Origin of the sequence: Alkalilimnicola ehrlichii (assembly GCF_003399765.1) — a bacterium.
GTDB lineage: Bacteria > Pseudomonadota > Gammaproteobacteria > Nitrococcales > AK92 > AK92.
In genome coordinates, this window is record NZ_NFZV01000016.1 from 86,377 (window position 1) to 112,706 (window position 26,330).

23 protein-coding genes and 1 pseudogene are annotated in these 26,330 nt (G+C 60.9%); 15 read left to right on the plus strand and 9 right to left on the minus strand.

The genetic code is table 11. The features are described from left to right. The first annotated feature begins 47 nt into the window (after window positions 1-47). A complete protein-coding gene (locus CAI21_RS15035; protein ID WP_181919457.1) occupies window positions 48-731 on the plus strand; it encodes a hypothetical protein in 684 nt (227 codons plus the stop codon). An 86-nt stretch (window positions 732-817) separates the two neighbouring features. On the opposite strand, the gene CAI21_RS15040 is transcribed toward CAI21_RS15035, so the two are convergent. The 5 genes from CAI21_RS15040 to ptsJ all read right to left on the minus strand — a co-directional run bounded on the left by CAI21_RS15040 (window position 818) and on the right by ptsJ (window position 6,572). Further along, window positions 818-2,005, minus strand: a complete 1,188-nt coding sequence (locus tag CAI21_RS15040) for an efflux RND transporter periplasmic adaptor subunit (protein ID WP_116303032.1) — start codon at window positions 2,003-2,005, stop codon at window positions 818-820. A gap of 198 nt (window positions 2,006-2,203) precedes the next feature. Beyond that, the gene (locus CAI21_RS25070) at window positions 2,204-3,304 is read right to left on the minus strand and encodes an ABC transporter permease (protein ID WP_258868136.1); all 1,101 of its coding nucleotides are present in this window, start codon (window positions 3,302-3,304) and stop codon (window positions 2,204-2,206) included. Further along, complete coding sequence (locus CAI21_RS25075) at window positions 3,283-4,371, minus strand: ABC transporter permease (protein ID WP_258868137.1); 1,089 nt, start codon at window positions 4,369-4,371, stop codon at window positions 3,283-3,285. Before CAI21_RS25075 ends, CAI21_RS25070 begins: the two co-directional genes overlap by 22 nt. 5 nt (window positions 4,372-4,376) lie before the next feature. Further along, window positions 4,377-5,111, minus strand: coding sequence for an ABC transporter ATP-binding protein (locus tag CAI21_RS15050; RefSeq protein ID WP_258868138.1), 735 nt, complete (start codon window positions 5,109-5,111; stop codon window positions 4,377-4,379). A gap of 162 nt (window positions 5,112-5,273) precedes the next feature. Continuing rightward, on the minus strand, window positions 5,274-6,572 hold the full coding sequence (ptsJ, locus tag CAI21_RS15055) for a MocR-like B6 salvage transcription factor PtsJ (RefSeq protein WP_116303034.1): 1,299 nt from the start codon (window positions 6,570-6,572) through the stop codon (window positions 5,274-5,276). A gap of 63 nt (window positions 6,573-6,635) precedes the next feature. Between ptsJ and CAI21_RS25080 the strand changes: the two are divergent. The 4 genes and pseudogenes from CAI21_RS25080 to CAI21_RS15075 form a co-directional block, all read left to right on the plus strand. Beyond that, a pseudogene (locus tag CAI21_RS25080) lies at window positions 6,636-7,289 on the plus strand (YggS family pyridoxal phosphate-dependent enzyme); the annotation flags it as partial. Between the two features lie 124 nt (window positions 7,290-7,413). Continuing rightward, the gene (gene pdxK, locus CAI21_RS15065) at window positions 7,414-8,304 is read left to right on the plus strand and encodes a pyridoxine/pyridoxal/pyridoxamine kinase (RefSeq protein ID WP_116303035.1); all 891 of its coding nucleotides are present in this window, start codon (window positions 7,414-7,416) and stop codon (window positions 8,302-8,304) included. Then, window positions 8,301-8,567, plus strand: coding sequence for a cytoplasmic protein (locus tag CAI21_RS15070; RefSeq protein ID WP_116303036.1), 267 nt, complete (start codon window positions 8,301-8,303; stop codon window positions 8,565-8,567). Before pdxK ends, CAI21_RS15070 begins: the two co-directional genes overlap by 4 nt. A 34-nt stretch (window positions 8,568-8,601) precedes the next feature. Then, window positions 8,602-9,468, plus strand: a complete 867-nt coding sequence (locus CAI21_RS15075) for an AraC family transcriptional regulator (protein WP_220348436.1) — start codon at window positions 8,602-8,604, stop codon at window positions 9,466-9,468. Here the strand turns inward: CAI21_RS15075 and CAI21_RS15080 are convergent. The 4 genes from CAI21_RS15080 to CAI21_RS15095 all read right to left on the minus strand — a co-directional run bounded on the left by CAI21_RS15080 (window position 9,454) and on the right by CAI21_RS15095 (window position 14,063). Further along, entirely contained in the window at window positions 9,454-10,047 is a 594-nt protein-coding gene (locus tag CAI21_RS15080) for a LysE family translocator (RefSeq protein WP_116303037.1), read from the minus strand. The two genes, CAI21_RS15075 and CAI21_RS15080, sit on opposite strands and share 15 nt — an antisense overlap. A 211-nt stretch (window positions 10,048-10,258) precedes the next feature. Beyond that, window positions 10,259-12,013: a methyl-accepting chemotaxis protein gene (locus CAI21_RS15085; RefSeq protein ID WP_116303038.1), complete on the minus strand. Its 1,755-nt coding sequence runs from the start codon at window positions 12,011-12,013 to the stop codon at window positions 10,259-10,261. A gap of 272 nt (window positions 12,014-12,285) precedes the next feature. After that, window positions 12,286-13,098 (minus strand): metallophosphoesterase family protein, encoded by an 813-nt coding sequence (locus CAI21_RS15090; RefSeq protein WP_181919458.1) that lies wholly within the window; start codon window positions 13,096-13,098, stop codon window positions 12,286-12,288. Continuing rightward, a complete protein-coding gene (locus tag CAI21_RS15095; protein WP_181919459.1) occupies window positions 13,095-14,063 on the minus strand; it encodes a diacylglycerol/lipid kinase family protein in 969 nt (322 codons plus the stop codon). Before CAI21_RS15095 ends, CAI21_RS15090 begins: the two co-directional genes overlap by 4 nt. A gap of 233 nt (window positions 14,064-14,296) precedes the next feature. Between CAI21_RS15095 and CAI21_RS15100 the strand changes: the two genes are divergently transcribed. The 10 genes from CAI21_RS15100 (at window position 14,297) to CAI21_RS15145 (ending at window position 26,311) form a co-directional block, all read left to right on the plus strand. Continuing rightward, window positions 14,297-16,528 (plus strand): NADP-dependent isocitrate dehydrogenase, encoded by a 2,232-nt coding sequence (locus CAI21_RS15100; RefSeq protein WP_116303041.1) that lies wholly within the window; start codon window positions 14,297-14,299, stop codon window positions 16,526-16,528. A gap of 344 nt (window positions 16,529-16,872) precedes the next feature. Further along, window positions 16,873-17,268, plus strand: coding sequence for a GFA family protein (locus CAI21_RS15105; RefSeq protein ID WP_116303042.1), 396 nt, complete (start codon window positions 16,873-16,875; stop codon window positions 17,266-17,268). A 199-nt stretch (window positions 17,269-17,467) separates the two neighbouring features. Continuing rightward, window positions 17,468-18,070, plus strand: coding sequence for a biliverdin-producing heme oxygenase (locus tag CAI21_RS15110; protein ID WP_116303043.1), 603 nt, complete (start codon window positions 17,468-17,470; stop codon window positions 18,068-18,070). Continuing rightward, a complete protein-coding gene (locus CAI21_RS15115; RefSeq protein WP_116303044.1) occupies window positions 18,067-20,289 on the plus strand; it encodes an ATP-binding protein in 2,223 nt (740 codons plus the stop codon). The genes CAI21_RS15110 and CAI21_RS15115 overlap by 4 nt, the downstream gene beginning before the upstream one ends. 124 nt (window positions 20,290-20,413) lie before the next feature. Continuing rightward, window positions 20,414-21,127: a response regulator gene (locus tag CAI21_RS15120; protein WP_116303045.1), complete on the plus strand. Its 714-nt coding sequence runs from the start codon at window positions 20,414-20,416 to the stop codon at window positions 21,125-21,127. A gap of 10 nt (window positions 21,128-21,137) precedes the next feature. Beyond that, the gene (locus CAI21_RS15125; RefSeq protein WP_116303046.1) at window positions 21,138-22,532 is read left to right on the plus strand and encodes an ATP-binding protein; all 1,395 of its coding nucleotides are present in this window, start codon (window positions 21,138-21,140) and stop codon (window positions 22,530-22,532) included. A gap of 179 nt (window positions 22,533-22,711) precedes the next feature. After that, a complete protein-coding gene (locus CAI21_RS15130) occupies window positions 22,712-25,000 on the plus strand; it encodes a TonB-dependent receptor plug domain-containing protein (protein WP_116303047.1) in 2,289 nt (762 codons plus the stop codon). Between the two features lie 12 nt (window positions 25,001-25,012). Next, window positions 25,013-25,633 carry a MotA/TolQ/ExbB proton channel family protein gene (locus CAI21_RS15135; RefSeq protein WP_220348439.1) on the plus strand — a complete coding sequence of 207 codons (621 nt, stop codon included), beginning with the start codon at window positions 25,013-25,015 and terminating at the stop codon, window positions 25,631-25,633. After that, window positions 25,633-26,073: an ExbD/TolR family protein gene (locus CAI21_RS15140; protein WP_116303048.1), complete on the plus strand. Its 441-nt coding sequence runs from the start codon at window positions 25,633-25,635 to the stop codon at window positions 26,071-26,073. The genes CAI21_RS15135 and CAI21_RS15140 overlap by 1 nt, the downstream gene beginning before the upstream one ends. After that, complete coding sequence (locus CAI21_RS15145; protein ID WP_116303049.1) at window positions 26,051-26,311, plus strand: hypothetical protein; 261 nt, start codon at window positions 26,051-26,053, stop codon at window positions 26,309-26,311. The genes CAI21_RS15140 and CAI21_RS15145 overlap by 23 nt, the downstream gene beginning before the upstream one ends. Window positions 26,312-26,330 lie beyond the last annotated feature (19 nt).

Below are 26,330 nucleotides of genomic sequence, written 5' to 3' on the forward strand. Positions count from 1 at the left end.
ACAGCCCCATCTAAACGCCCCCCCAAGCCGAGCGCACTGACAATAAAATGAATCAGGCCACGAATTCTCGTGCCTCACTTCCTGCCTCGGGGCAACCGGTCCAACTCTCCCCCTTAGCGCAACAATTAAGCGAAGCCGCCCAACGCTCGGCGGAACGCGACAGCACCTTAAGCCATCGCGCGTTAGGAGAGCAGGGCGAGTCGCTGTTAAACCAGATCCACGGCAATCATTACCATACCAACAAGGCTCGGCACGACAGCGAGGTGCCGAATACCGACGGCCCAGCGCTGCTGGAACGTGCTCGACAGGCCACGGAGTTCGTCAATAGCGCCAATACCGACGCCGAAACGCCCAACCCGTTTGCAGGCTTATCGCGCGAACAGCTATCGCTGATCATCTATGACGACAGCGGTACGTTTACCGTTAACGAACGCCGGGCGGCTCATCACGAAGCCTATCGGCAAGAACAGGCCTGGAAGCGAGCCGTCGTCGATAAGGCTATGGACGAATATAATCGCACCGGCAAGATGACCAACTTCTATACAGAAGTCCTCGCGCATTATGAATCCCTGCCGCCTATCGAGCAGGCGCAACTACCAGCGAATTACAAAGCCGATCTGCAAATGCGAATTGCCGATCAGACTGACCGGCGACCGAGTGCCGAGAACAACCCGGACAATCTCTTCTCGCTGTTAAACACCGTCTTCGCCGACACGTTCGTACGACGCTAAAGTCCGGGATACACAAGCAAGGATCGTTGGGCCGTCCGCACAGGCAGTCCGCCATCCGCGCCATGCACTCCCGGCTATGCGGGCTCCTAACGTGGGGCGACCCGACTGCCAGCCTCTATTGCTGGAGCCGGGTGAACGATAACGACTTCGCCTGGCTCCAGCCCATCGACGATTTGCGCCCGCAAGTCGGCGCGCCGACCGATACGCACCGGTCTTAACTCGGCCCGCCCGTCGATAACGACGAAGCTTGCCCAACCCTCGGCCCGCCGAAACACAGCCCCTTCCGGCACTTGTAGCGTCTCATCGTCTTGCCAAAGAATGAAACTGGCATCTACGTGATAATCATCGCCTAACCGCTCCCACTGCTCGCCTGGCGAAAGCAAGTCGGCGATAACCGTGACGCGCTGCTCCTCGACGCCCAAGGCAGAGACTTCGGTGAAGCCAGCCGGCTCAATGGTGCGCACCGCTGCTTGCAGGTCCTCCCCACCCCATCGCAGTATCCGTACCGCCATGCCCGGACGCAGCCGAACGGCATCCGCAGACAGTACGTCAACGGCGATCTCCAACACAGCCGGATCGCCAATATCCAGTAGCGGCTCCCCTGCACTCACCACACCTTCGCTCTGTCGCCGCAAGGCGAGCAGCCTTCCCCCTACCGGGGCGGTGATCGTTACCGTTTTGCGGGGGCCGCTCGCCTCCGCCGGCCATTCGCGCAGGAGTGCTTGCGCAGCGGCAAGTTCATGGCGGGCAATATCGCGGTTGAATTCCGCCGAACGTAGGTTGGCACGGGCTTCCAATACCGCCGCGCGCGCTTGTTCGAACTCGATTTCGGCAACATCGTCGGCGGCGAGCTGCCGACGAACGCGATCGTAGCGGCGCTCGGCGAGCTCTGCCACAGCAGCCGCCGCCTCGCGCTGGGCACCGGCTTGTTCGACCCGCGATTCGGCGCGGTCCAGACTCGCTTCGGCCTCCGCACGCGCTCGCGCATCAAGCGGCGCTGGCTGCGCGGGCGCAATGCGGGCCACTACCTCGCCCTGCTCCACGCTGTCGCCAACGCGCAGGCCGATTCGCTGCAAGTGTCCGGTGACCGGCGCTGACACCACATAGCGGTCCTGCACTCGGCTCACGCCTTGCCGATCAACGGTGACGACTAAAGGCGCACGTTCAACCACCGCCGTATCGACCAAAATCGGGCGCGGACGAAACGCTAATGCCAATAGCAGCACGACGAAGGCGCCAATAAGAAAAATCACAATGCGCTTGCGCGAAGACACGTTATTACTCCCGAGCCTTAAGGGCGGACACGATGTCCAGCCGGTCGAGCTGGCGACCTACCAACAGAGCCGACAAGAGGGCCGCTGCCAACACTGTTGCCGCGGCAATTCCGTAAGTCGACGGTTCAATGATCACAGGTATCCGGTAAAGATCGGATTCAAAGCCCGCTAGCATCCAATGCGTCAAGCCTATACCGATCAAAAACCCGGCAGAATCGCGAGCACGGTCAACAACATCAACTCCCCCAACAAGATGTAGGCTACTTCGCCTTTGCTATATCCAAGCACACGCATGCTGGCCAATTCCCAAGCCCGCTCCGCCAAGGCAATACGTGCGCTGTTGTAGACCACCCCGAAAGCGATAATACCGGCCAGCAGAGTGATCACCAGGTCGAGCACCCCGGCCACATCGCCCATGGTCTGCTCGAAGTTCTGGATCGCCAATTCGCGCCGACTCACTGAGGCGATCCGCGGCATGTCCTCCAGGGCTCGGAACAGCGCATCCCGCTCAGCTGGATCAACCGCTAGATAGGCCCCCGAAATGGCACTCCCTTCACCAAGCAGTCGGTTCAGCCCATTCAGGCTCATATACCCATTCGCGCCGAAGTACTCGTGCACCAGCCCGGCGACGGGCACCCAAAGCTGAGGACGGGTGCCCTCCAACACCTGAATCTCGACCAGGTCACCGCTTTCTACACCCAGCATGCGACCCAGAAAATCAGTCAATACGATGCCCTCATCCGGCATTCTGATCGATTCGCCGTCAGCGTCGAGCGCACGGTGTAGCCGCGGCTCAGCCGTGAATCCCTGGATCGCGGTGCGGAAGCTACGGTGCCCGGTACGCAGCTCGACCGGGACCGTGCGAAACGGCTCTGCGTAGAGCACGCCAGGCAAACTGTGCAGGCTGAACAAGGCTTCGTGCGAGGTCGGTTGGACGAAAGTCACGGTCATGTCTTCCCGCGCCGCAACGCCGAAGTGAAAATCGATCACATAGGTAATCGAGTCCTGGCTGAAGCGGCCGATCATGACGATGCCCACGGCAAACGCGATACCCATTACCGACAACGCCGACTTTACCGGTTGCCGCTCAAGGTGGCGGACGATCATTCGGGTCGGTTGGTCGAGATAACGCCTGACACCAAGCCGTTCGAGTAGCGTTTCCCGGTAATTCGCGGGCGGCTCCGGCCGCATGGCTTCGGCCGGCGGCATACGCACGGCACGCCAGACGGCGCTTAGGGTGCCAAGAAACACCGCAGCCGCCGTCACCATGATCCCAATCAGTACCGTATTCGGCCGCAAAGCGTAGTCAAGATAAGGGAAGGTAAAAAATCGCCTAGCATCTGGCTCATTCCCCGACCTAACCAGATACCGAACACGATGCCGAGCGCACCGCCAAGCACGACGATCACCGCCACCATCGCCATATAGTGCAGACCGACGGCGAGATTACTGTAGCCAAAGGCTTTGAGGATGGCTATTTGGTCGCGCTGGTTGCGGATCAGTCGGCCGACGACCACATTAAGAAGAAACGCCGCAACAGCGAGAAAAATCAATGGGACGGCGCCAGTCATGTTTTCGATCTGCTCGATCTCGTCGCGCAGAAAACGGTGCGAGAGCTGCAAATCTCGGTCATGAGCGCCGAGTCCGCCGTAGGGCGCGAGGACAAGATCGAGTCGCTCGATGACTTCCCGTGCCGACACCTCGGGCGCATGCGTCAGCACCACACTGTTGAACGCCCCCTCCATGTCGAAGGCGGTCGCCATCGGCGTGCGATTCATCCATATGACGGTGAAGTGGCGAAAGTCGGGGAACAGGTCGCCGGGCCGAACCTGGTAGATATACTCGGGGGACAGCCCGATGCCTACCACGCTAAGCGGCTGTTCGCGACCGTTGAGAATGGCGTTAAGCGTAATGCCCGGCTCAATGCCGTGTTCGGCAGCAAAGGCCTCGCCCAACACCACTTCGTCAGCCCGCCCCGGCAGCGGCAAGCGCCCGGCCGTCACATAGACTTCATTAAGGCGTGATACACCCTCGTCCGGTATCGAAACGAGTTCGGCGGTGATCGGCTCGGAATAACCGGCGAGGCTGATTCTCGCTTGTTCCACTACGCGCGTCTGCACGGCGGTAACGCCCGGGAGGGTTGCGATACGCTCGGCTACCGTCTCAGGTGCTCGGTTCAGGCGAGCGAAGATATCGGCGAACCGGGCTTCGGCGTAAAAGCGTGTCTTGGTCGATTGCAGCGAATCGAGCGTACTCGCCAAGCCGATGAAAGCGCCGACCCCGGCCGCCAATACTAGAGCGATCGCGGCAATCTGACCTTTCAGCCCCCACAAGTCCCGTAGCAGTTTACGGTTTAGCGTACGCACCGGCGCTACCAGCTCAACTCCGAAGGCGGTCGCCGTTCGGCGTTCTCGTGTATGGCGCGAATACCGCCGTTACTCATGTCGATAACGCGGTGCGCCATGTCAGCAATGCTCGCATTATGGGTGATAACCACCGTCGTCGTACCCAGCTCGCGGTTGACCCGATCCAGCGCCTCTAAGACTACGACACCGGTCTTGGAGTCGAGCGCTCCGGTGGGCTCGTCGCAAAGCAATACGGTGGGATTTTTCGCGATAGCCCGTGCTATCGCGACCCGTTGTTGCTCGCCGCCCGAGAGTTGAGAAGGGAAGTGATCCAGACGTTCCGCCAGCCCGACCAGTTCGAGCGCCGCCTCCGGTTGCATCGGGGCACGGGCGATTTCTGTTACGACTTGTACGTTCTCACGCGCCGTAAGGCTGGGAATGAGATTATAGAATTGGAACACAAAACCGACGTGGTAGCGGCGATACGCCGTCAACTGGCGTTCGGAAGCTCGGGTCAGTTCTTGGCCGCGGTAGACCACCTTGCCGGCACTGGGCACATCGAGCCCGCCTAAGATATTCAGCAACGTCGACTTGCCGCTTCCGGATGCACCCAGCAACACCACGAACTCGCCCGCGTACAGCTCTAGATCAACACTACGCAGCGCGTGTACCGCCACCTCGCCTACTTGGTAGACCTTGGCAAGCCGCTCAGCATGGAAAACTACTTCCCTTTCCCGCGGACCACTGGCCTGTAAACTCAATGGAAATGCTCCAATAGCTAACTCGAAGTGCGTCACACACCACCGATGATACGTGAGAAAACCGCGAAGTTCTTCACGGTAAAGGCGCATCGCCGTATGAGTCTTGAGCTAAACTCGCTAGAGGAGCGGAAGGGACAGGCTCGGGACCAAGGCAGGCACCGTTCACTCCTGCAGGCAGCCGCGCAATTCGCGGACGAAGCGTTTGGAGACCGCAGCATCCAGACCGGACGCCGTGACCCGCAGCGCCCGCACGGGGCTGCCGATCGCGAAGACATCGCCGCGCCGAACAAGCCAGCCCTGGTGCGCCAGGTTTTCTACCACCGAATCCGGATTGGCTGTTATAGGTATCCAGACGTTTAAACCGTCGCAGGGCGCCATCGCCTGTATACCCTCGTCGGCCAGCGCGGTGACGAGTAGCCCGCGCCGGCGCGCGTAGGTACGCCCGGCCGCACGTATGCGATCCATCGCCGTCTGAGATTCGAGCAAGGCTCTGACAGCCGTCTGCAGCAAGTGGCTCACCCACGTCGTTCCAGGCGCAAGCCGCATTCCAAGGCGACGGGCGGTTTCTTCGTCGCTGGCGACAAAGGCCAGCCTCAGATCCGGGCCGAACACCTTCGACACCGAACGTACAAGCGCCCAGTGCACAGTTTCCGGCGGTACGATGGAATGAAAAGGCGTCTGCGCCAACAGGGCGAAGTGATCGTCCTCGATCACCAGCACATGAGGGTAACGCGCAAGGATGCGGCGCAGCTCGCCGGCGCGGGCCTCGCTCGTGCTACACCCGGTAGGATTGTGGGCACGAGGCGTACAGATAACGGCCTGAACACCCTGCGCAAGCGCCGCTTCCAGAGAGTCCGGCTGCATGCCCTCTGCGTCCACCGCCACACCTATGGCCTCTAGCCCCGCGGCTCGCAGCGTATTGATACTGCCTAGAAAGCAAGGGTCCTCGACGGCCACCTTGTCGGTCGCGACGAGGTAGGCAGCCAGCAATCTCTCGATAGCGTCGACGGCGCCGTGCGCAAGCGTGAACGCGTAATCCGGCCGGCAATTCGGCCCGAGACAGCGACGCGCCAAGGCCTCCAGCTCGGGGTCGATGGTCGGCTCGCCATACAGTCTCGGTCGATAGCCACGCCTTTCGAGCGCCTCTAACGGATCAGGCAACAACGCGGGATCGGGATTACCTCCGGCCAGATCTGCAAGCGGCGAGCCAGGGGAAACGCCTTCCTGCTCGCCAGCTCCCGCCAGCGACCGAATAACGGTCCCGTTACGCCCCTGAGTTTCCGCAATTTTCGCCGCCACCAACCTCCTGTAAGCGGCAGCCACCGTATTGCGGTTAACGCCCAATTGGGATGCCAGCTCCCGCACCGGCGGCAATACTTGGCCCGCCGTGAGGCGCCCGGCGTGCACCTCACGGCGGATACCCTCGAATATGTCGGCAACAGTTTTTCCAGCGATGTTCATTTGTCCTATGACAATGTATAGTTCGTCCTAGGACAATCATAACAGCTTGGAGAGACGATCGTCGTGCCGGCTTTTTCCTCCTACCCTACCGCCAGCAGGCTGGACGAGTTAAAGCACAACGTTGAGGCGATCCGCTCCCGTATCGCCGCGGCTTGTGCGCGTGTTGGGCGCGATCCGGCGGAGGTCCGCTTGCTCCCCGTGAGCAAGACGGTGCCGATCGACCGCCTTCGTCTTGCCTACGCCGTCGGTTGCCGGGAATTCGGGGAAAACAAGGTGCAGGAAGCCCACCACAAGGCGGAAGCAACGGCGGACCTGGAGGAGGTGCGCTGGGCGGTCATTGGCCACCTGCAAACCAACAAGGCCAAATATGTGGCACGGTTTGCCAGCGAGTTTCAGGCGCTGGACAGCCTACGCCTAGCCGAGGCTTTGGAGCGTCGCCTTCAGGTGGAAGGACGTGCGCTCGATGTTTTCGTGCAGGTCAACACCTCCGGCGAGGCGAGCAAATTCGGCCTTCCTCCTGAGGACGTAGTCGGCTTTGTGGGCAAACTGTCGGCCTATCCGGCGCTGCGTGTCCGCGGCTTGATGACGCTGGCGCTGCTCTCTGGCGATCCCGCACGCGTGCGTCCCTGCTTTGAGCGCCTCCGCAGGCTGCGCGAGCGCCTGCGCCAGGAAACAAGTATAGGGCTGGAAATGAACGAGCTGTCCATGGGTATGTCCGGCGATTTTGAGCTGGCCGTCGAGGAAGGTGCCACAACTGTGCGCGTCGGCCAAGCCATTTCGGTGCGCGCACCGTACCTGATAGCCACTACTGGCCTGAAGCATCCCCAAGGGAGAACGCCTCATGAATACCGGCTGGACACTCGGGCCTACCGCCGCAGCAGCTACTCCCGGGAGCGTACCTGTTCCTGTCGATGTAGTCAGCGTTCAGTCGCAGGTGGTCTATGGTCACGTGGGAGGCAACGCGGCAATTCCGACGCTAGAAAGCTGGGGGCTGCGAGTCGCCGCGGTACCTACTGTCTTGCTGAGCAACACGCCTCATTACGAAACAATGCATGGCGGCCCCGTTCCTCTCGCTTGGTTAACAGGATGGCTGAACGATCTTGAGGCCAGGGGCGCTCTGGCCCAGACCCGCGCCGTACAGGTCGGGTATCTTGGGGAGCCCGAGCAGGCGGAAGCTCTGGCGGCGTGGTGGTCGCGCATCCATCCCCGCTATCCGAACATACGGTTGCACCTGGACCCCGTTATCGGCGATGTCGACAGCGGCGTGTATACGCATGCCGGCGTTGCCGAGGCCGTCCGCGCATGCCTCGTACCTCAGGCGCACGGTCTGACGCCCAACCATTTCGAGCTGGAACAACTCGTCGGGGAGGAACTCTCTACCATTGCGGATTGCCGGCGTGCCGCACGCACACTGCTACAGGGGCCAACCCAATGGGTGGTGGTCACAAGCGCCTGTCGCCGCGACGACCAACCCCAAATGCAAGTGCTACTTGAGAGCCGCGACGGCGGCGATCACCTCTTCTCTCATACCGTAATCCCTTGCGGCGCCAAAGGAACGGGCGACCTTTTCGCCGCTGCTCTCACCGGCAACCTGCTTGCCGGCGTCGCGCTGCCGGCGGCGGTGAAGCGGGCATGTTGGACTGTCGTATCGGCCTTACAGCGAACGCACGACCTTGGCTGGGAAGAATTGGCGTTACAGCCAAGACTTGCCGCCCAGGAGGTAAAGACATGACAGCTTATCGCCTTGTCATCTGGCGCAACGACCGCCTGCTGGGACAGTTCGAAACGGAGGTACCATGGGCACGCGAAGCGATACGGGATATGCTGAAGCGGCTGCCGACAAACGAGGGATACCGAGTTAAAGCCTTTATCGCGCACGATGAGCAGCGGATTCTTGCAAGCGCCCAGGCGGGCATGAAGCTGCTTGGTCGGGAGCTGATTTTCCAGGAGCTGCCGCTCGCAAGGCTTAGTAGCAATTGTCAGGATCGGGAGTAACAATATTGGCTATAGTATAGGCCGGAGCTGCAAAATGGCACGGAAACGGCCCGATGATGACAAGCCCATGATGAATAACAGCCAACCGAAGTTTTGGCGTGACCCCCGCATGCCCCATATGGAGCTACGTCAGGTCGAGGATGGCCGGAACGTCTGCTATGCGCCGCACAGCCATACGCAGTGGTCCTTGGGCGCTATAACCGAGGGCGAAAGCACCTTTCGCTATCGCGACGACGAATACGCTATTCGCGCCGGTACGTTAGTGCTGATCAACCCGGACTGGGTCCATGCCTGCAACCCCGTCGATAATCAGCCTTGGGCTTACTCGATGCTGTACGTCGATACTGCCTGGTTGACTACCCTGCGATATGAGGCTGGGCTAATACAAGAACCGCGCTGGCAGGACATCCCCACCGCTGTGCTATCGGACGCTGCCTGGTTTGCCAGGTATTGCCGCCTAGCGGTTTGCCTAACAGAGTCGGGGCGAGACTTGCTTGAGAAACAGACGGAAGCGGTCGAGTTCTTGACGGCCTTGATGCAGGAACTGGCCGGCCAGTCTACGCAGCCGCCTCCGAGGGCACCGGGCGTTCTACAGGACTTAGCCGCTTACTTGGACCGGCATGCCGCAGAGGAGATCTCGCTGGACGACTTATGCAGCCGCTCCGGTTACAGTGCCGGCCACCTCATCCGCGCTTTTAGGCAGCATTTTGGCTTTACCCCGCATAAGTATCTAATCAACCGCCGGATTCAGCTCGGCCAGCAGGAACTCAAGCGCGGCAAACCCATCGCGGAAGCGGCGTTGACTGCCGGCTTCACCGACCAAGCGCACTTCCAGCGTACCTTTAAGCGACTCGTGGCCGCGACGCCTGACCAGTACCGGCAATCCTTACTCAACAAGTAGGTAGATACAACTTGCGGCGAGCATCGCCGCCAATATCCGGTTGATCGTCCTTAGAACCGCCGGCCGGCGGATGTACTGGCGCAGGAAAGCGCCTGCGTAAACCCAGCTCCCCAGAGACAACCAGCAGATGGGGAGATAGAGCGCAGCGAAGATGACAACCTCCTCTAGGTCCGCGCCACGGGTGTAGGCGCCGATGCCCGAGGCCGACGCCAGCCAGGCTTTCGGGTTGGCCCACTGCATTAGAGCGCCGGCCACGAAGCCCGGCGCTTTGCGAGCCTCGCCTTCAGCCAGACGGCCGTCGTCTTGGACTAACCGGAAGCTCAGGTAAAGCAGAAACGCGACACCCGCCCACCGCAGCGCTTGCGTAAAACCCGGGACAACGGCCAGCACCGAATAAAGCCCCAGGCCCACAGCGACGAATAAGACGATAAACCCGAGCGTAGCGCCAGTAGCAAAAATAAGGCCTTGAGAGATCGGATAGCGGGTACCGCTGGCCAGGCATACCAAGTTCACAGGACCTGGCGAAATAGACGATGCGAGGGCAAACGCCGACATTGGCAGAATCATGGCAAGGCTCATCGTCAGTCTCCTGAGTGACAATGGCCGGATTCTGCAAGGGCGCTTGGTTGCCGTATTGAACAAAATTGAGGTGCGCCTCCCAGCGCCGTCAGGCCGCATGGGAGGCGGGAGGGTAATCAATGACGCCCGAGACACTGCACGCCGCCCGCCAACAAAGGCTGGGGGGGACCACGTGCAGTACTGGGCTATCTTACGAGCAGCCTTGGTTCGGTTAGGTCTTGAATCGCCCTGCATGGCTCTGGAGTTCCGCCGCCAGCCGAGCCAGCTCGTTGCTAGCACCGGTGACCTGTTCCGAGCCGCTAGCCGCATCCTCCGCCAGCTCTCGGATGCGGATAACGCTCCGATTCATTTCCTCGGTAGCCGCGCTCTGCTGCTCTGCCGCCGAGGCTATCTGGGTGTTCATCCCATCGACTTCGGCTACGGACCGCGTAATGGCATCCAATGCATGGGCGGCCTGGTTGGCTTGATCCACACCTGCTTGCGCTTGCGTCTGGCTTCTTTCCATAACGCGCGCCGATTCCGCCGCGCTGGTTTGGAGCTGTTCGATCGTTTTTTGAATCTCCTCCGTCGATTCGCGGGTCCGCTCCGCGAGCGCCCGGACTTCGCCGGCGACAATGGTAAAACCGCGTCCTGCATCGCCTGCGCGCGCTGCTTCAATAGCCGCATTGAGTGCCAGCAGGTTAGTCTGCTCGGCGATGCCATTGATCACATCCAATACTGTGCTGATATTGTCGCTATCGGTCGAGACTTGGCGGATCACCTTAACGGCGTTCTCGATTTCCTCGGCCAGCTGCCCGATCGTCTGAGATGCTTCTTGCGTTACCTGCAAACCTCGTTTGGATTCGGTATCGCTATGGTTGGTGGCTTCCGCCGCGCCGGCGGCGTTACGCGCGACCTCCTGCACGGTCGCTGTCATCTCATTCATAGAGGTGGCGACCTGATCGGTTTCCTTACGTTGACGTTCTACGTTTTCCGAACTCGCTCGAGCAGCAGTAGCCAACTCCTCCGAGGCCGAGGCGACGCTGTCGGCTCCGGACCTAACCCTGGTAATGATTCGGCTGAGGTTATCGCGCATCTCGCGCATAGCCAGTAAAAGCTCGCCGCCTTCGTCGCCGGTCGTGGCTTCGATTTTTGTGGTCAGGTCGCCATCGGCAAGCTTGCGAGCAATATCTCGCGCCTGTTGCAACGATCCGCCAAGCCGCCGATATACCAGCAACAGCGACAGCGCCACGACAAGAACCATAATGAAAAGCGCCGCCAGAGCACCTGCTAGTGCTCGGCCCTGAGCAGCTTCGGCCTGGTCGATAGCGGCCTGGGTACGCTGCTCGACAAGCTGGTGGAATTCGTCCAACGGCTGCATCACGGCGGCGGTTCGTCCATAGTACCACTCGTTATAGAGCATCCCCTGCGCTTCCACCTGATCCGCCCGAGCTTGCGCTTGGACTTCCGCATCCGGATGCTCCAGGTTGTTCATCGCCCGACGGACCAATCCCATGGCCTCCGCCTCTACGTTAGCGAGGTCGTTGGACTCGGCCAGGGCCTCGTTCAAGCGCGCAAACTCATCGCTGGTGAAGCCGGCCTCCTCATACATCGTCAGCAGCGGAATCCGCTGATCGGAGTCGGGGCGCGGCCTTTCTCCAGCGGCAACGAACTCCCAATAGATTCGGTGATAGTCCTGCGGTCGCGGCTTCTCGCCATTGCGAATGGCGATGATGTCGTTGTACATGCGCTCAAAGCGTGGCTCTGCGGTAATGACGAAAGCACGCGCGAAACGCGTTAAGTTAACCGAGCTTTCGCGCATTTCATTGGCCATCGCGATTGACTCGCGCTTTAGAATCTCCGCGTTTCGTAAGTCGTCAGCAGCAGTCCTGAAACTGAGTACCGCGAGAATCGTTACCAGAGCAAGGCTTGCGTTGATTGCCGCCAAAGCGATGAATATTGCCTTGATTTTCAGGTTGCGCAGCATGAGTAACTCCTGCCTAGCGATCGTCTCAAGTTAAAGGCAACACCGAGACACCCATCCGATCGCATCCGAGCGTGGCTTAAGTGGATGACGGGATGGACGCCTCCCCTTCACATGGCGTCACGATGAGCCTGGCTTTTAATTAGGACACTAAAGCCCAGATGGGCGTCCTTGTTTAACCATAGACAAGATGGAGAAGTACGTCCGTGACTTGTTCTCACTTGGCCAGGTCATGGACGAGTCGGACAAGCCTATTCCTGCTTACACGCCGCGAATCAGCCGTCTCGCTCCCAAGCGCCGCCATTGCGGCGATAACGCACGCGGTCATAGTCCGCAAACTGCCGGCCGGCCCAGCGGCGCACGGTAATCCGAATGCAGTCCGCCGTTATCTCGATCAGGTTGTAACCGTTGGGTTCGCGGCGTATCCGGTGGGAAATCGCGGTGCCCGCCTGCGCCACCACGACGGAGCGCGTCACCGATGGGTAATAGGTCCGCACGTCGCCGGTATAACCGTGGTGCACATGCCCGGCCAGCAAGAGATCTACACCCTGACGCTCGATGACCGTCAGCGCTTGCTTGGCTCTTCCCACCAAGGCAACGCCGGCCCCTTCATCTCCCGGCGGAGGGATAAACGGATGATGCGTCACCACCGCTTTAATCAAGCCCGACGGTACCGAGCCCAGGGCATGCGACATCGCGCCGATCTGCGCAAGCGATACGCGCCCTTCTTTCCAGGTCGACGAGCGGGCGGTATTCAATCCCAGGACGGCAATCTCGTCATCGCAAAATAGCGGTGCGAGGTCGTCGCAGATGAAGCGACGGTAACGCGTCAACGGCGTCAGAAAACGGCGCGCGACATCAAAGAGAGGAACGTCGTGATTCCCGGGCACGGTAAGCTGCGGGCTTGGAATACGGCGCAAATATGCCGCAGCCGCTCGGAATTGACTCCGACGCGCACGTTGGGTCAAATCGCCGCTATTGACGACGAGGTCTGGCCGGAGCGCTGCCAGCTCGCTCACGAGCCCCTCCGCAACAACGGGATCCTCGCGGCCGAAATGGAGGTCGGAAATATGAGCGATCGTCCTCACGGGGCAATCACCTGTAGCGCCCCTGGCAGACTGCGCAGCCTTAGCGGCGAGGCTAGGTGCCGCACTTCGCCATCGACCGCTACCAACATCCGGCGACGCCTCATAGTCACTGTGACCGCATCGACCTCCTCGGCATCCAGACCAGGGATCTCGTCTCGTCTGCCAAGCAGAAAGTCGCGGCACATCCGCATCAAGGCCAGGCGGCTATCCGTGCGAGCCACGCAAACCCAAAGCTTGCCAAGATCTAGCGCCGGGCGGCGTGCGTCTGCAAGAAGCCCGTCTCGGCAAACGTTATTAGAGACAAATACGATTGGCGTTTTCGCCATCATCAGCCTTCCTTCCACCTCGACGCTGACGCGACTCAACGGAAAGCGCCGCAATACGTACCCGGCAGCAGCCGCGTGTGCCGTCAGTTTCCGCCACCCCCGAGAGCGCTGAAACTTCTCCCGGCGGGCAACCAGTTTCGGATACAGACCGAGCGAAACGTTATTGATGAAAGTCGTCCCATTCACCTCCCCAAGATCGATCCTGCGGAGGCGAAAGTCTTGTAGCGTCCGGATAGCATCGCCGACGTCTGCCGGAACGCCGAGATCGCGGGCAAAGTGGTTACGAGTGCCTAAAGGCAGCACACCGAGACACACACCGGCTGCCGCAGCCACGCCCGCAACCGCACTAATCGTACCGTCGCCGCCGCCTACGACAAGGCCTTGCGCTCCCTTTTCGATCAGCTGCTTAGCTTCCTTCTCCGCATCAGCCCCACTCACCCAGCGCACCCACTCCGGCCGCACTACAGAGCACAACTCCGCCTGCAAACTCTCCCTAGCAGCCGACTCGACCCTCGCAAGACTCCCAGCCGAGGCATTGATCACTGCTCCGAGCTGATTCAACTGAATACCCACCGTTAGCCTAGTGGTCGCGGTGACGAAACGCGCCGTCACTGTAATTAAGAGTTGCGGCCAAGCCATCGGGATTTGAAGCCAGCGATGTCGCCTAACGCTAGCTGCCGGATTACGCGAGAAACAGTGCTTATTCGGCCCTGACTCCGCTTTCATGTTGCAACGCAAGAACCCAAGGCATGTAAAATACCGTACAATTCGCACGGCATTGCTAATCCTTGTGCTCAGGCCCGCCCGAAGCAGCCAAAAGCTGCTTCAGGCCGCAAGTCCTTGGCTACCCGCCGGGAACCATAGGGGACATCATGACTAAAACAGTTAACACCATTTACTACACCCTCACCGACGAAGCACCCTCGCTGGCAACCTACTCTCTGCTCCCGATTGTCAAGACCTTCGCCAGCGCCGCCGGCATCGACGTTAAACTCACCGATATATCGCTGGCTGGACGCATCCTGGCGGCTTTCCCCGAAAAGCTTAGCGACGATCAAAAGGTCGAGGACGGTTTGGCCTTCCTGGGCGAGCTAACCCAGGATCCCAACGCCAACATCATCAAGCTGCCCAACATCAGCGCCTCCGTACCTCAGCTCAACGCCTGCATCAAGGAACTCCAGTCTCAGGGATACGACATCCCCGACTACCCTCAAGAGCCCAAGAACGACGAAGAAAAGGCCATTCAGAAGCGCTACGCCAAGATTCTGGGCAGTGCGGTTAACCCGGTGCTGCGCGAGGGCAACTCCGACCGCCGCGCACCCAAAGCCGTAAAAAACTTTGCCCGCAAGCACCCGCACTTCATGGGCAGTTGGAGCAAAGCCTCGCGTACCCACGCCGATTACATGCGCGGTGGCGACTTCTACTCCGCCGAGCAGTCCTACACCATGCCCCAAGCCGGCGACGTACGTATCGAGTTCGTCGACAAGAGCGGCAACGTCACCCTCAAAAAGAAATTGCAGCTCGAAACCGGCGAGATCATCGACAGCATGCGCATGAGCTGCAAAGCGCTGCGCGCTTTCTTGGAAGAGACGATGGAGGATGCCCGCGAGTCCGGCGTGATGTGGTCCCTGCACGTCAAGGCCACCATGATGAAGGTCTCCCACCCCATCGTCTTTGGCCACGCGGTCACCGTTTATTATAAAGACGTGTTCGAGAAGTGGGGCGAGCTGTTCAAGGAGCTTGGGGTTAACCCCAACAATGGCCTTAGCAGCGTCTACGAGAAAACCGCCAGCCTACCTCAGTCCCAGCGCGACGAGCTACATCGCGACATTCTCGCCGTGTACGAGAACCGTCCCGAGATGGCTATGGTCGACTCCTACAAAGGAATCACCAATCTGCACGTGCCCAGCGACGTAATCGTCGACGCCTCCATGCCGGCGATGATCCGCAACGGCGGCAAGATGTGGGGGGCCGACGGCAAGCAGAAGGATGTCAAGGCAGTGATGCCTGAGAGCACCTACTCCAAGATCTACCAGGAAATGATCAACTTCTGCAAAACCAACGGCGCCTTCGACCCCACCACTATGGGTTCGGTCCCTAATGTCGGTCTGATGGCGAAAAAGGCCGAGGAGTACGGCTCCCACGACAAGACCTACGAGCTAGAAGCCGACGGCATCATGCGCATTGTCGATCACAAAGGCAAAGTGCTAATGCAACATGAGGTAGAAAAAGGCGATATCTGGCGCGCCTGCCAAACGAAAGACGTGGCCGTGCGCGACTGGGTCAAACTGGCCGTCACCCGTGCCCGCCAGTCCGACACGCCGGCGATCTTTTGGCTGGACCGCAATCGTCCGCATGACATCGAGCTGATCAAGAAGGTCAACTGTTACCTTCAGGAACACGATATCGAGGGGCTCGACATCCGGATACAGACCTACGAAGAAGCGATCCGCCGCTCTATGGAGCGCATGCTCCGCGGCCGCGACACCATCTCTGTTACCGGCAATGTCCTGCGCGACTACCTCACCGACCTCTTCCCCATCATGGAGCTGGGCACCTCGGCGAAAATGCTCTCCATCGTCCCCATGCTCAACGGTGGCGGCATGTACGAGACCGGTGCCGGCGGCTCTGCGCCTAAGCACGTCCAGCAGGTGCAGGAAGAGAACCACCTGCGCTGGGATTCTCTAGGCGAATTCCTGGCTCTGGCGGTATCGTTGGACGAAATGGGCATGAAGCAGAACTCCCCCCGCGCCCGCGTACTGGCTAAGTGCCTCGACCAGGCCACGGAAAAACTGCTGGAAAACGACAAGTCCCCATCGCGCAAGACCGGCGAGTTAGACAACCGCGGCAGCCACTTTTACCTGGGTCTGTATTGGGCCGAAGCCGTTGCCGCTCAGACCGACGACAAAGAGCTGGCCGAGCAGTTTGCGTCGCTCGCCAAACAGCTGGCGGAGAACAAGCAGCAGATCCTTGAAGAGCTGAGTGTGGTTCAGGGCAAGCCTGCCGAGCTGGACGGCTATTATCATCCCAAGCGCGAGACCGTGGAGAAGGTCATGCGCCCCAGTGCAACGCTGAACAACCTATTGGCCGGCGCCACGCACTGAGCCGACGCCCGACTGTAATGGCCTGGCGGGATCGCCGCCGGGCCATTGCGACAGGCCAAGAGCCAGCTATGCCCCCTACCCGCGAGTCGGGGCGCCCCCATCCGTTACGATCAGGTTACGCTTCGAATCAGCGACCGCCATATAGTTGCCATTAACCAGCCTCAACTCCCCCTCTATCGTCCTTTTCCAATAAGCCGCTCGACAACCGATTATTGCGGTAGACGGCGCCCCCCGCTCTCATTCCGGGAGAACGGCGTGATGAGAGCGCGAAAAACTTCGTTGGCGCTGTCGATCCGCACGCACGTCGAACGACTAGTGATAAGGTTGAATTTGTAGGAGAAGCCATGAAAATCTATCACGGGAGCTGCCACTGCGGTGCCGTTCGGTTCGAATGCGGTGCCGATCTCGCCGCTGGCACCAGCCGGTGCAACTGTTCGATCTGTAGCAAAACGCGCTTCTGGAAGGTGATCGTCGGCACCGACGCCTTCCGGCTGCTCTCCGGCGGCGAGGCACTCACGGAGTATCATTTCGGCAGCCGCACGGTCGCCCATCTTTTCTGCAGTCGCTGCGGCGTCAAACCATTCGGCCACGGCGAAATCGACGGCAACCGCTTTTATGCCATTAATGTTGCTTGCCTCGACGACGTTGCGCCGGAACAACTCGCTGCCCTTCCCGTCAATTACGAAGACGGTCGACACGATCGCTGGGACGCACCGCCGGCCGAAACCGGCTATCTGTAATCGCCGGCAAGAAGCGAAACGGACCTGCTCCGACGAATAGCGGAGCAGTCATTTACTGTTAGCTCACATGGCCGATCACAGTCGAAGGCAAGTCCTCGTACCCGGCGTCCGGCGGACCTATAACTCGCGATAGGTATCTCAAAGTTCGCGCGCCGACACCGGGCGCACCGTCGACCACCAGCGCTACACATCGATCACCATGGAAGACGCTCGTCACAGTCCACTGCGAAACGAACTGCGCGAGGCCACCGCCGATACGCATCGTCGCCTGGAGCGACGCTTACTTCTGCTGGCACCCAACCTGGATCTGCCAGCTTATAAGCGCGTGCTACAAGCCTATTACGGTTTCTACCACCCTCTGGAACAGCGACTGACGCCCGTAGCCAACACCATCCCCGGGCTGGATTGGCCGCACCGGGCGAAGACACCTTGGCTGTGCCGGGATCTCGCCGTCGTGGCACCTGAGCAAGCCCCTGTCGTTCTGGCTGCCTGCGGCCACCTACCCACTGTGGACCACGCGGCTCAGGTGTTGGGCTGCTTGTACGTGCTGGAGGGCGCCACCCTTGGCGGCCAGGTTCTGTGCCGTCATGTCGCCACACGCACCGGCCTATCACCACACCGCGGCCTCGCCTTCTTACATAGCTACGGCAACGCCACCGGACGCCGCTGGCGCGACTTTGTGAACTGCTTAAACGCCTTCGAGACATCCGCAAACACCGAGCGGCAAAGACTCACCGCCGCCGCCGAGAACACCTTCCGCACCTTTGAAAACTGGCTGGAATTACGGGAGTGCCTACGGTGAAAGACGAACAGCAACCGCTCACGCCGGAGGATATGGCGCACTGCGCCGAGGAGCCGATCCACATACCCGGCGCCATCCAGCCACACGGCATCCTACTAGCCTGCCAGGGCCCCGAGCTGCGTCTGCTACAGGTCAGCGCAAACCTCGGCGAATTCGTACCGGCAAAGATCGAAGAACTGCTGGGGCAACCGATCGCGTTGCTATTGGGCGAGAATCAGTCCGCCAAGCTTCAGGCCCTGCTGCAAACCCAGGCTTTCCCCGCAGCCAATCCGCTGCACGTTGAACTCGGCGAGCGTGCCTTCGACGGCATCGCGCACGACAGCGAGGGCGTCACAGTCCTTGAACTCGAACCCTGTAGCGCCGATCAGCCCGCCGCCGCAACGGACCTATTGCAGGCAGTAGGACGGCTGCGGACCAGCGGCAACTTAAACGAGCTACACCGTATCGCGGTGGAGGCCGTGCGAGAGCTCACCGATTTCGATCGGGTGATGCTGTATCAGTTCGACGACGACGGGCACGGCGAAGTCGTCGCCGAAGCCAAAGCACACGATTTGGAACCCTACCTCGGTCTGCACTATCCGGCCGCCGACATTCCGGCGCAGGCGCGCGAGCTTTACCGTCGCAACTGGCTGCGAATCATTCCGGACGCAGCCTACACACCGGTCCCGCTGATCCCCGCCCAGCGCCCCGACACCCGCCGCCCGCTCGACATGAGCTGCTCGGTGCTGCGCAGCGTCTCGCCCGTGCACCGCGAGTATATGGCGAACGCGGGGTTCCGCGCCTCCATGAGCGTCTCGCTACTACGTGGCGACAAGCTCTGGGGGCTAATCGCCTGCGTCCACGGCAGTCCACGCCGGGTACCCTACGTCACCCGACAGGCGTGCGAGACGATAGGCCAGCTGATGTCGCTTCAGACCAGCGCTCTGCTGGAGCTTGAGGAGCGCGCCGCACGGCAGCAAAAGCAAGCAGTACTCGAACGATTACAGCGCGCACTGACGAGTTCGGAAGAGGAAATCCCGGCGGCTTTGCTGCGGGAACCTGTCGCCCTACTGGAACTTACCGGAGCTCGCGGCGCAGCACTGGTTATCGACGGCCATATAGACACTGCTGGCACCTGCCCGCCTGAGCACGAGCTTGACGGCATCGTCGAGCTAGCACTGGGTCAGCAGCGTGAGGGCCTGTTCCGCACCGAGCAACTGCCTTTGCTGCACCCTCCAGCCGCTCGCTATGCAGATGTGGCCGCGGGGGTGCTCGCTGTCGTCATCCCTAAACCCGGGCGCAATGGCGTGGTGTGGCTCCTGCCCGAGCAGCAAACTCTCGTAAATTGGGCGGGTAAGCCGGTAAAGAAGGTGGAACCGACCGCCGACGGCATCCGGCTGCATCCGCGCCGCTCGTTTGCACTTTGGCAAGACCAGGTCCGCGGCCGCTCGCGGCGCTGGCACCCAGTCGAGATCTGGGCCGCGACCGAACTACGCCGGCTGGCAATGGAGTTGGATCTCGGCCGCCAGGTAAAGCGGGAGCGCGTCGCCGTGCAGGCGCGCGAGGAACTGCTAGGCGTGGTATCCCACGATCTGCGGACACCGCTGAGCGTAACGTTGATCCAAACGGCGCTGATCAAACGCATGCTCGCAAGCGAGGCCAGCAACCGAGATCGGCTCTGGCACGCACTAGAGCGGATCGAAGCCGCCGGCAACCGGATGCGCTCGCTGATCGAAGATCTACTGCTGGCGAACCGCTTCGAGACTGGCAGCTTCGCTCTTGAAGCCCGCCCGATGAAAGCCCGAGAGGCTATGAACGAGACCCTGCAACTGCTTCGCCCGATCGCCGAAGCCAAGGGTGTCGCGCTGCTTGACAACCAGCACAGCGAAACAGTGATTAATGCCGATCCCGACCGCCTGTTCCAAATCCTGCTAAATCTAGTCAGCAACGCCATTCGCTTTACACCCGAGGGCGGACGGGTAACGCTGACGACGGACGATCTAGCCGATAGCGTCGAATTCAGCGTGCAGGATACGGGCCCAGGGATACCCGCGAGCGAGCAGCAACGCATCTTCGAACGCTTTCACGGCAGCGGCGTGGCTGGAGGCCTCGGCCTAGGCCTTTACATCGCCCGCAACATCGTCAAGGCCCACGGCGGCGAGATCGAGGTCGAAAGCGAGCCCGGCACGGGCAGCACCTTTCGCTTCCGAATCCCGCGCGGCGAGCCGCATCCGAGATAGGCGCCTCCCGTCGCTATAGTGACGCGGTTCCGGCGCCAGAGCGTTGTAAACACAAGCTGCGACGGGGGAGACAAGCGCCGCCGCAGACGCCATAATTGACCGGGGAAAACAGGGGCGGGGATAGATGGATTCGAACGCGCGCATTCTGCTGGTCGAGGACGACGAGCGGCTCGCAAACTTAATGCAGCAATTTCTTGCCAATCAAGGACTGACCGTCACGGCGGTGGGCGACGGCCCAGCCGCTACCAAAACGATTCTGGCAACCTCGCCGGACTGCGTAATCCTGGATATGTTGCTACCGGGCTACGACGGTATAGAAGTCTGCCGCCGAGTACGACCTGCGTACAACGGTTGGATTCTCATGCTAACAGCGCAGGATGACGAGATCGACGAAGTCGTAGCATTGGATACCGGTGCCGACGACTATCTCACCAAGCCCGTACGACCACAGGTGCTGCTAGCCCGTTTACGGGCACTGCTGCGGCGGGCACAACGTAGCACCGACCAAGCGACCGCCCCAGTTACAAGCCATGACAGCATTATTATCGAGCGCGATGTAAGCATCGACGGTAACCGTCGCAGCGTAGTTCGCGCCGGCAATCCGGTCGAACTTACCGACGCCGAGTTCGACCTGCTATGGTTACTCGCCAGCCGCGCGCCTGAGATTCTCACCCGCGACGGCATCATGGCGGAACTGCGGGGCATCGAACACGATGGCGTCGACCGCTCGATCGACATGCGGATCTCCAAACTGCGCCGAAAATTGGGCGACGACTCGCCACCACACCGACTCATCAAGACCGTGCGCGGCCGCGGCTATTTGTTCGTACGCACTTAACCCACCGCCCATGAACGTCAACACCCTTTCTCTCAAACGCTTGCGCAATCCGTTTCGCAGCCTGTTCGTACAGTTCTACCTTGGCGCGGTGCTGGCGACGGTCGTTGCTTCCATTTTGATCGTGGCGATTTACCACCGGCTCGACAACGCCGGCTACAAGATTGCCTCGGCGGAAACGACAACTGCCTGGGTCGATGAGTACCACCGCATCACCACCGGCTGGCACTTGCTGTTGATCGAGGCGTTAACGGAACATCCCCCGGCAGACTGGCCGGACCAGGTATCGCGCTTGCAGCGGCAATTCCCCTTCGCCGTCGACCTGCGAACTCGCGACCAACTGCAATCCATGAACCTGCCGCCGTTCGTGTTCGAGCGACTGGCCACGGGCAAGCATGCAGCGTGGTCGAGGTCCGCCGTCCCCTTGAACGGCGGCGAGATCATCGAGCTGTTCTCGCCCCTGCCCGACAGCGACCTGGTAGTGGTGCAGCGACTAGAGGTAGAACTGCCCGGCGACACTCTTACGATGGTTTGGCAGATAGCGATCATCCTGCTGGTATTCGGCCTGGTGATCTTCGCGCTCACTTATCCGCTCTATCGCCATGTGCGCCGACTTGCGGCGGCCGCCGCTGCGTTCGGCGCGGGCGATCTACAGGCGCGCGCCAACGTCCCCAATGTACGGCCAATCGGCCATCTCGCGAATTCTTTCAATACCATGGCCGAACGTATCCAGCGCATGACCCAGGAGCGTCAAGCAACATTGCAGGCAATCTCCCACGAGTTACGCACGCCGATCGCCCGCCTCCACTTCGCACTGGAGATGGCGCAACAGACCGACAACGCGGCCGACCTGCCGCGTCAACTCGGGGATATGAGCGGCGATCTGGAAGAGCTGGACCAGCTCGTCGATGAACTGCTCGCCTATAGCCGCTTGCACAGGGATGCCCCGCCGCTAGAGATGGAGCGATTCGATCTAACCGCCGTGGTCGACGAGCTGGTACGGCAGGTAGCGCCGCTGGCACCGAGCATCGACTTACGTCTGCAAAGCCGCCGACCGGTTATCTGCATAGGCTCCCCGCGCCATATCCGGCGAGCAGTCAGCAATATTATTCGTAATGCTCAGCGCTATGCGCACACAGCAGTCGAGATCCGTTTGGCAGTGGCACCGGAGCATTTCACCGTCACCGTCGACGACGACGGTTGCGGCATTCCAGCCACCGACCGCGAGCGCGTGTTTGAGGCCTTCGCCCGACTCGATAGCAGCCGTAATCGCAGCACCGGCGGCTACGGGCTTGGGCTAGCCATCGTCCAACGGGTGATGCATGCACACGGCGGCGAGGCGGTCGTCAACGATAGTCCACTCGGTGGCGCGCGGCTGATCCTCAGTTGGCCGCAGCCGCGCAGTTAGCGAAGGGAGATAAGACCGCCCAGTGCGGACCTCCCGGGGCACCGCTCCCGCCGGTCAGCCGCTGCCAATAGCAGTTACATTTCTTCTACAAAACTAATAAAGACCGCTTCTCAGCTTCTCGCTAGACTCAGTCTAGCCTCCCTCGGCGGTAGGGTTATCAACGGGTAAAAAGAATCAACATGAAACTAGCAACGAGTCTGTTGTGTGGGGTGTGCGGCCTAGTGCTCACAGTACCAGCAACCGCGACCGAGCTGTCGCTACGCGTACGCGAGCGCGGTAGCGGGGTTGCGGTTGCCGACGCCACCGCCGTACTGAGCAGTGGCGACTATGCGGAAACCGACGCGCAGGGGCGCGTCCGGTTGGAAGCCGGCGAGCTTCCGATCACCGTGCGCATCCTCGCTCCCGGCTATCAGCCCTACAGCAATACACTGCACACTGGCGGCCACCACGACCTCTTTATCACCCGCCAGGCCTATGACTTAGACGGATTAGAAGTGGTCGAAGACCGCGTCGCAGAGCGCATTTCCAAGGTCGTCCTGTCGAGCGAAGAACTGCGCCACGCCCCAGGCAGCTCGGGCGACCCCATCAACGTCGTTCACGCCTTACCAGGAGTGGTCACCGCCCATGAAGGGTCGGGCCAAATGTACATGCGCGGCAGCAGCATGGACGACAACGACACCCGCATCAACGGCATCCCGGTGCCTTATCTGTACCACTTCGGCGGCCTGCGCTCGACCGTCAACCCGATGCTGGTAAGCGACTTCAACGTCTTCCTCGGCGGCTTTCCGGTCGAGTACGGCGACTACCTAGGCGGCGCCATCGACGTCAAATTGCGCGCGCCGCGCCGCGACCGTCTGCACCAGCACTACAACCTCGGCACCTACGACTCCTCGTTTCTCATCGAGGGGCCGGTGTTCGGCTCGGCGACCGATAGTTTCTATATTGCCGGCCGACGCAGCTACATCGACGCCGTGCTCAGCCCAGAGCGCATGACCAAGCTGATCGAAGACGATAAAGACGACCGCGAGCCGGACACCATCCTCACCGTACCGCGTTTCTACGACGCCCAGCTCGGCTGGCACCGACAGTTAGCCAACGGCTCGGTGGAGCTGATGTACATGACCGCCGGCGACGAAATGAAGATGATCAGCAACGATCGTCTGGAAACCGACCCTGCCTTGGCGGGCAAATTAGGCCTAGAGGTTGGCTATCACGTAGTGGGGATCAACTGGCAATCGCAGCTCGCCGATCGCTGGCACCAGCGCACGGTGGTGTCGTACAGCGAATACCAGGAGAACATCCACTTCGGCACCGACCCCGAGGGCGACTCGTTCTATTCGGATGCAAAAGTACGCACGGTGCGCGCCCAACCAGAGCTGCACTGGCAACGAACAGCGGATTCCCGCTACACCGTCGGCGCCGAACTTCAGCACCACAACTATCCGATAAAACTCTACACGCCGGAGCTGCCGGCACCGGATGACTACGACCACGACTACACCGATGCCGACCTGCTGGCGGTTAACCGTACCCTCAGCGGCTACTCGGCCGCTCCCTTCGCTAAGTACAACCGACGCTTCGGCGACCTGACGCTAGGCCTGGGACTTCGCTATACCCAAATGCAATTGGACGGCGGCTTCGACGACCACGGCTTCTCGCCGCGCGCCTCGCTTGAGTACGAACTCACACCCGCCACCACGCTGACGGCGAGCTGGGGCCGCTACCTGCAACTGGCGCGGCCGATCTACCTGCTGGACGGCATCGGCAATCCGGGGCTACGCCTCACCGAAGCCGAGCACCGGGTGTTGGGGGTGCACATCGACCTGAACGCACAATGGAGCCTCCAGCTCGAAGGCTACCACAAGCCCATGCAACGGCTCGTAGTAAGCACCGACGAGGGACCGCCGGAGAACTACGCCAACCGCGGCAGCGGCAGTGCCTACGGCGGCGACCTGCTCATCAAGCGGAGCGGACACGACGGCCGCATGGGCTGGCTGAGTTATTCCTACGCCCGCACCAAGCGTACCAACGACCTCACCGGGCTGCGCTATGACTACGAGGGCGACCAGCCCCATACGCTCAACCTAGTGTGGACTCAACCCATGTCGGGTAACTGGGAGCGCTGGCGCTGGGGTGTACGGGTGCAGGCCACTTCGGGTCGGCCCTATACGCCGGTGATCGGCCGCGAGCAAGAAACCTTGGATGACGGCCGCACCCGCTATCGTCCAGTGTACGGCGATGCCTTCAGCAAACGGCTGCCAGACTTCTACCGCGTCGACCTGCGCATAGACCGCGCGTTTCTGTTCAATACCTGGCGGATGAACGCGTACCTCGACATCCACAACGTCATCGGACGCGCCAACATCATCGACTACGACTACGGCGCACGATACGAGCGCTACGACAACCCGCGCGAAGTCCGCGGCATGAGTGCGATGCCCTTCTTTGGCATCGAGGCAATCTTCTAAGCGGAGCGAACAATGGAGCTGCTGGAGAGTTTTTCCGATTTGATGGCCCGTGGCGGCCCGGTGATGTGGGTGATCTTTGTCACCGCCTGGGTGGCAACGATCATGCTGGTGGAGCGAGCCTTGCGGGTACAGGGTTGGCTCAAACAAGCGTTACGCGACCAAGCCGGTTTCGACGCCGACAGCCGTTATCAACCGCCGGTTTCCCGCGGCGGCGGCAGCCCTATCGGGCTGCTGCTACAGCGGCTCAACTGGAACGAGATTCATGATCGCGCCGACCTGGGTAAGCAACTGAACGTTCACTTGGCCGAGTTGATGCCGCGATTGGAAGGTAGCCTGCCGACCATCGCCATCCTCGGCACGCTGCTACCCATGCTCGGACTGCTGGGCACCGTCACCGGCATGATCGACGTCTTCCAGGCAATCGCCCTGCACGGCACCGGCAACGCCGAGGAAATGGCACACGGCATCTCGCAGGCACTGCTGACCACCGCCACCGGCCTGATCATCGCCATCCCGGTGATCTTCGCGCATCACCTGCTGGTACGTCGACTGCGGTTGCTCTTAGCCGTTACCGAGCAGAGCATGCTGGTGGTCTATCACCGCGGCGTTACGCCTGCAAAGGAAGCGGCCTGATGGCGGGGCCACAGCAACATCAGGCGCCGATCGCGCTCCCCGAGCTGCAAGCCGGACAGCCCGAGATCACCATGGCACCGCTGATCGATGTGGTCTTCCTGCTACTAATTTTCTTTATGGTGACCACGGTGTTTCCCGACGACCGCGGCCTGGTGATCGACAAACCGGAAACCCGCCAGGCGGAAGCTCTACAGCGGGAGAGCATGATCCTTTCGATTAGGGCGGACGATCAAATCGTCTACGACGGCCACCCGATCGCAGCGACCGATGTCGAGCGACTTGTTCGCGAGCAGCTACAACGGGCGCCCGGCACGGCCGTACAGCTACGAGTGGACCGTGCCGCCAGCACACAAGCATTGCTCAGCGTTATAGACGCCAGCCAACTCGGCGGCGCCAGACAAATCGGAATCGCGACCGATGCCACGAACCCCGTCCGCTGACCGCAGACACTGGGCGACATCCGTCGTTGTCGGCAGTCTGCTCAACCTGCTGTTGTTTCTAGCGTTGCTCGGACTAGGCCGTAGCGAACCGCCGCCACCGCCACCGCTTATCACCGTGGATTTCCTTGAGACGCCACCGGGACCGCCGACCACCGACGGCGGCGAGCCTGAGCCTGAGCCTGAGCCTGAGCCTGAGCCTGAGCCTGAGCCTGAGCCTGAGCCTGAGCCTGAGACCTGAGCCTGAGCCTGAGCCTGAG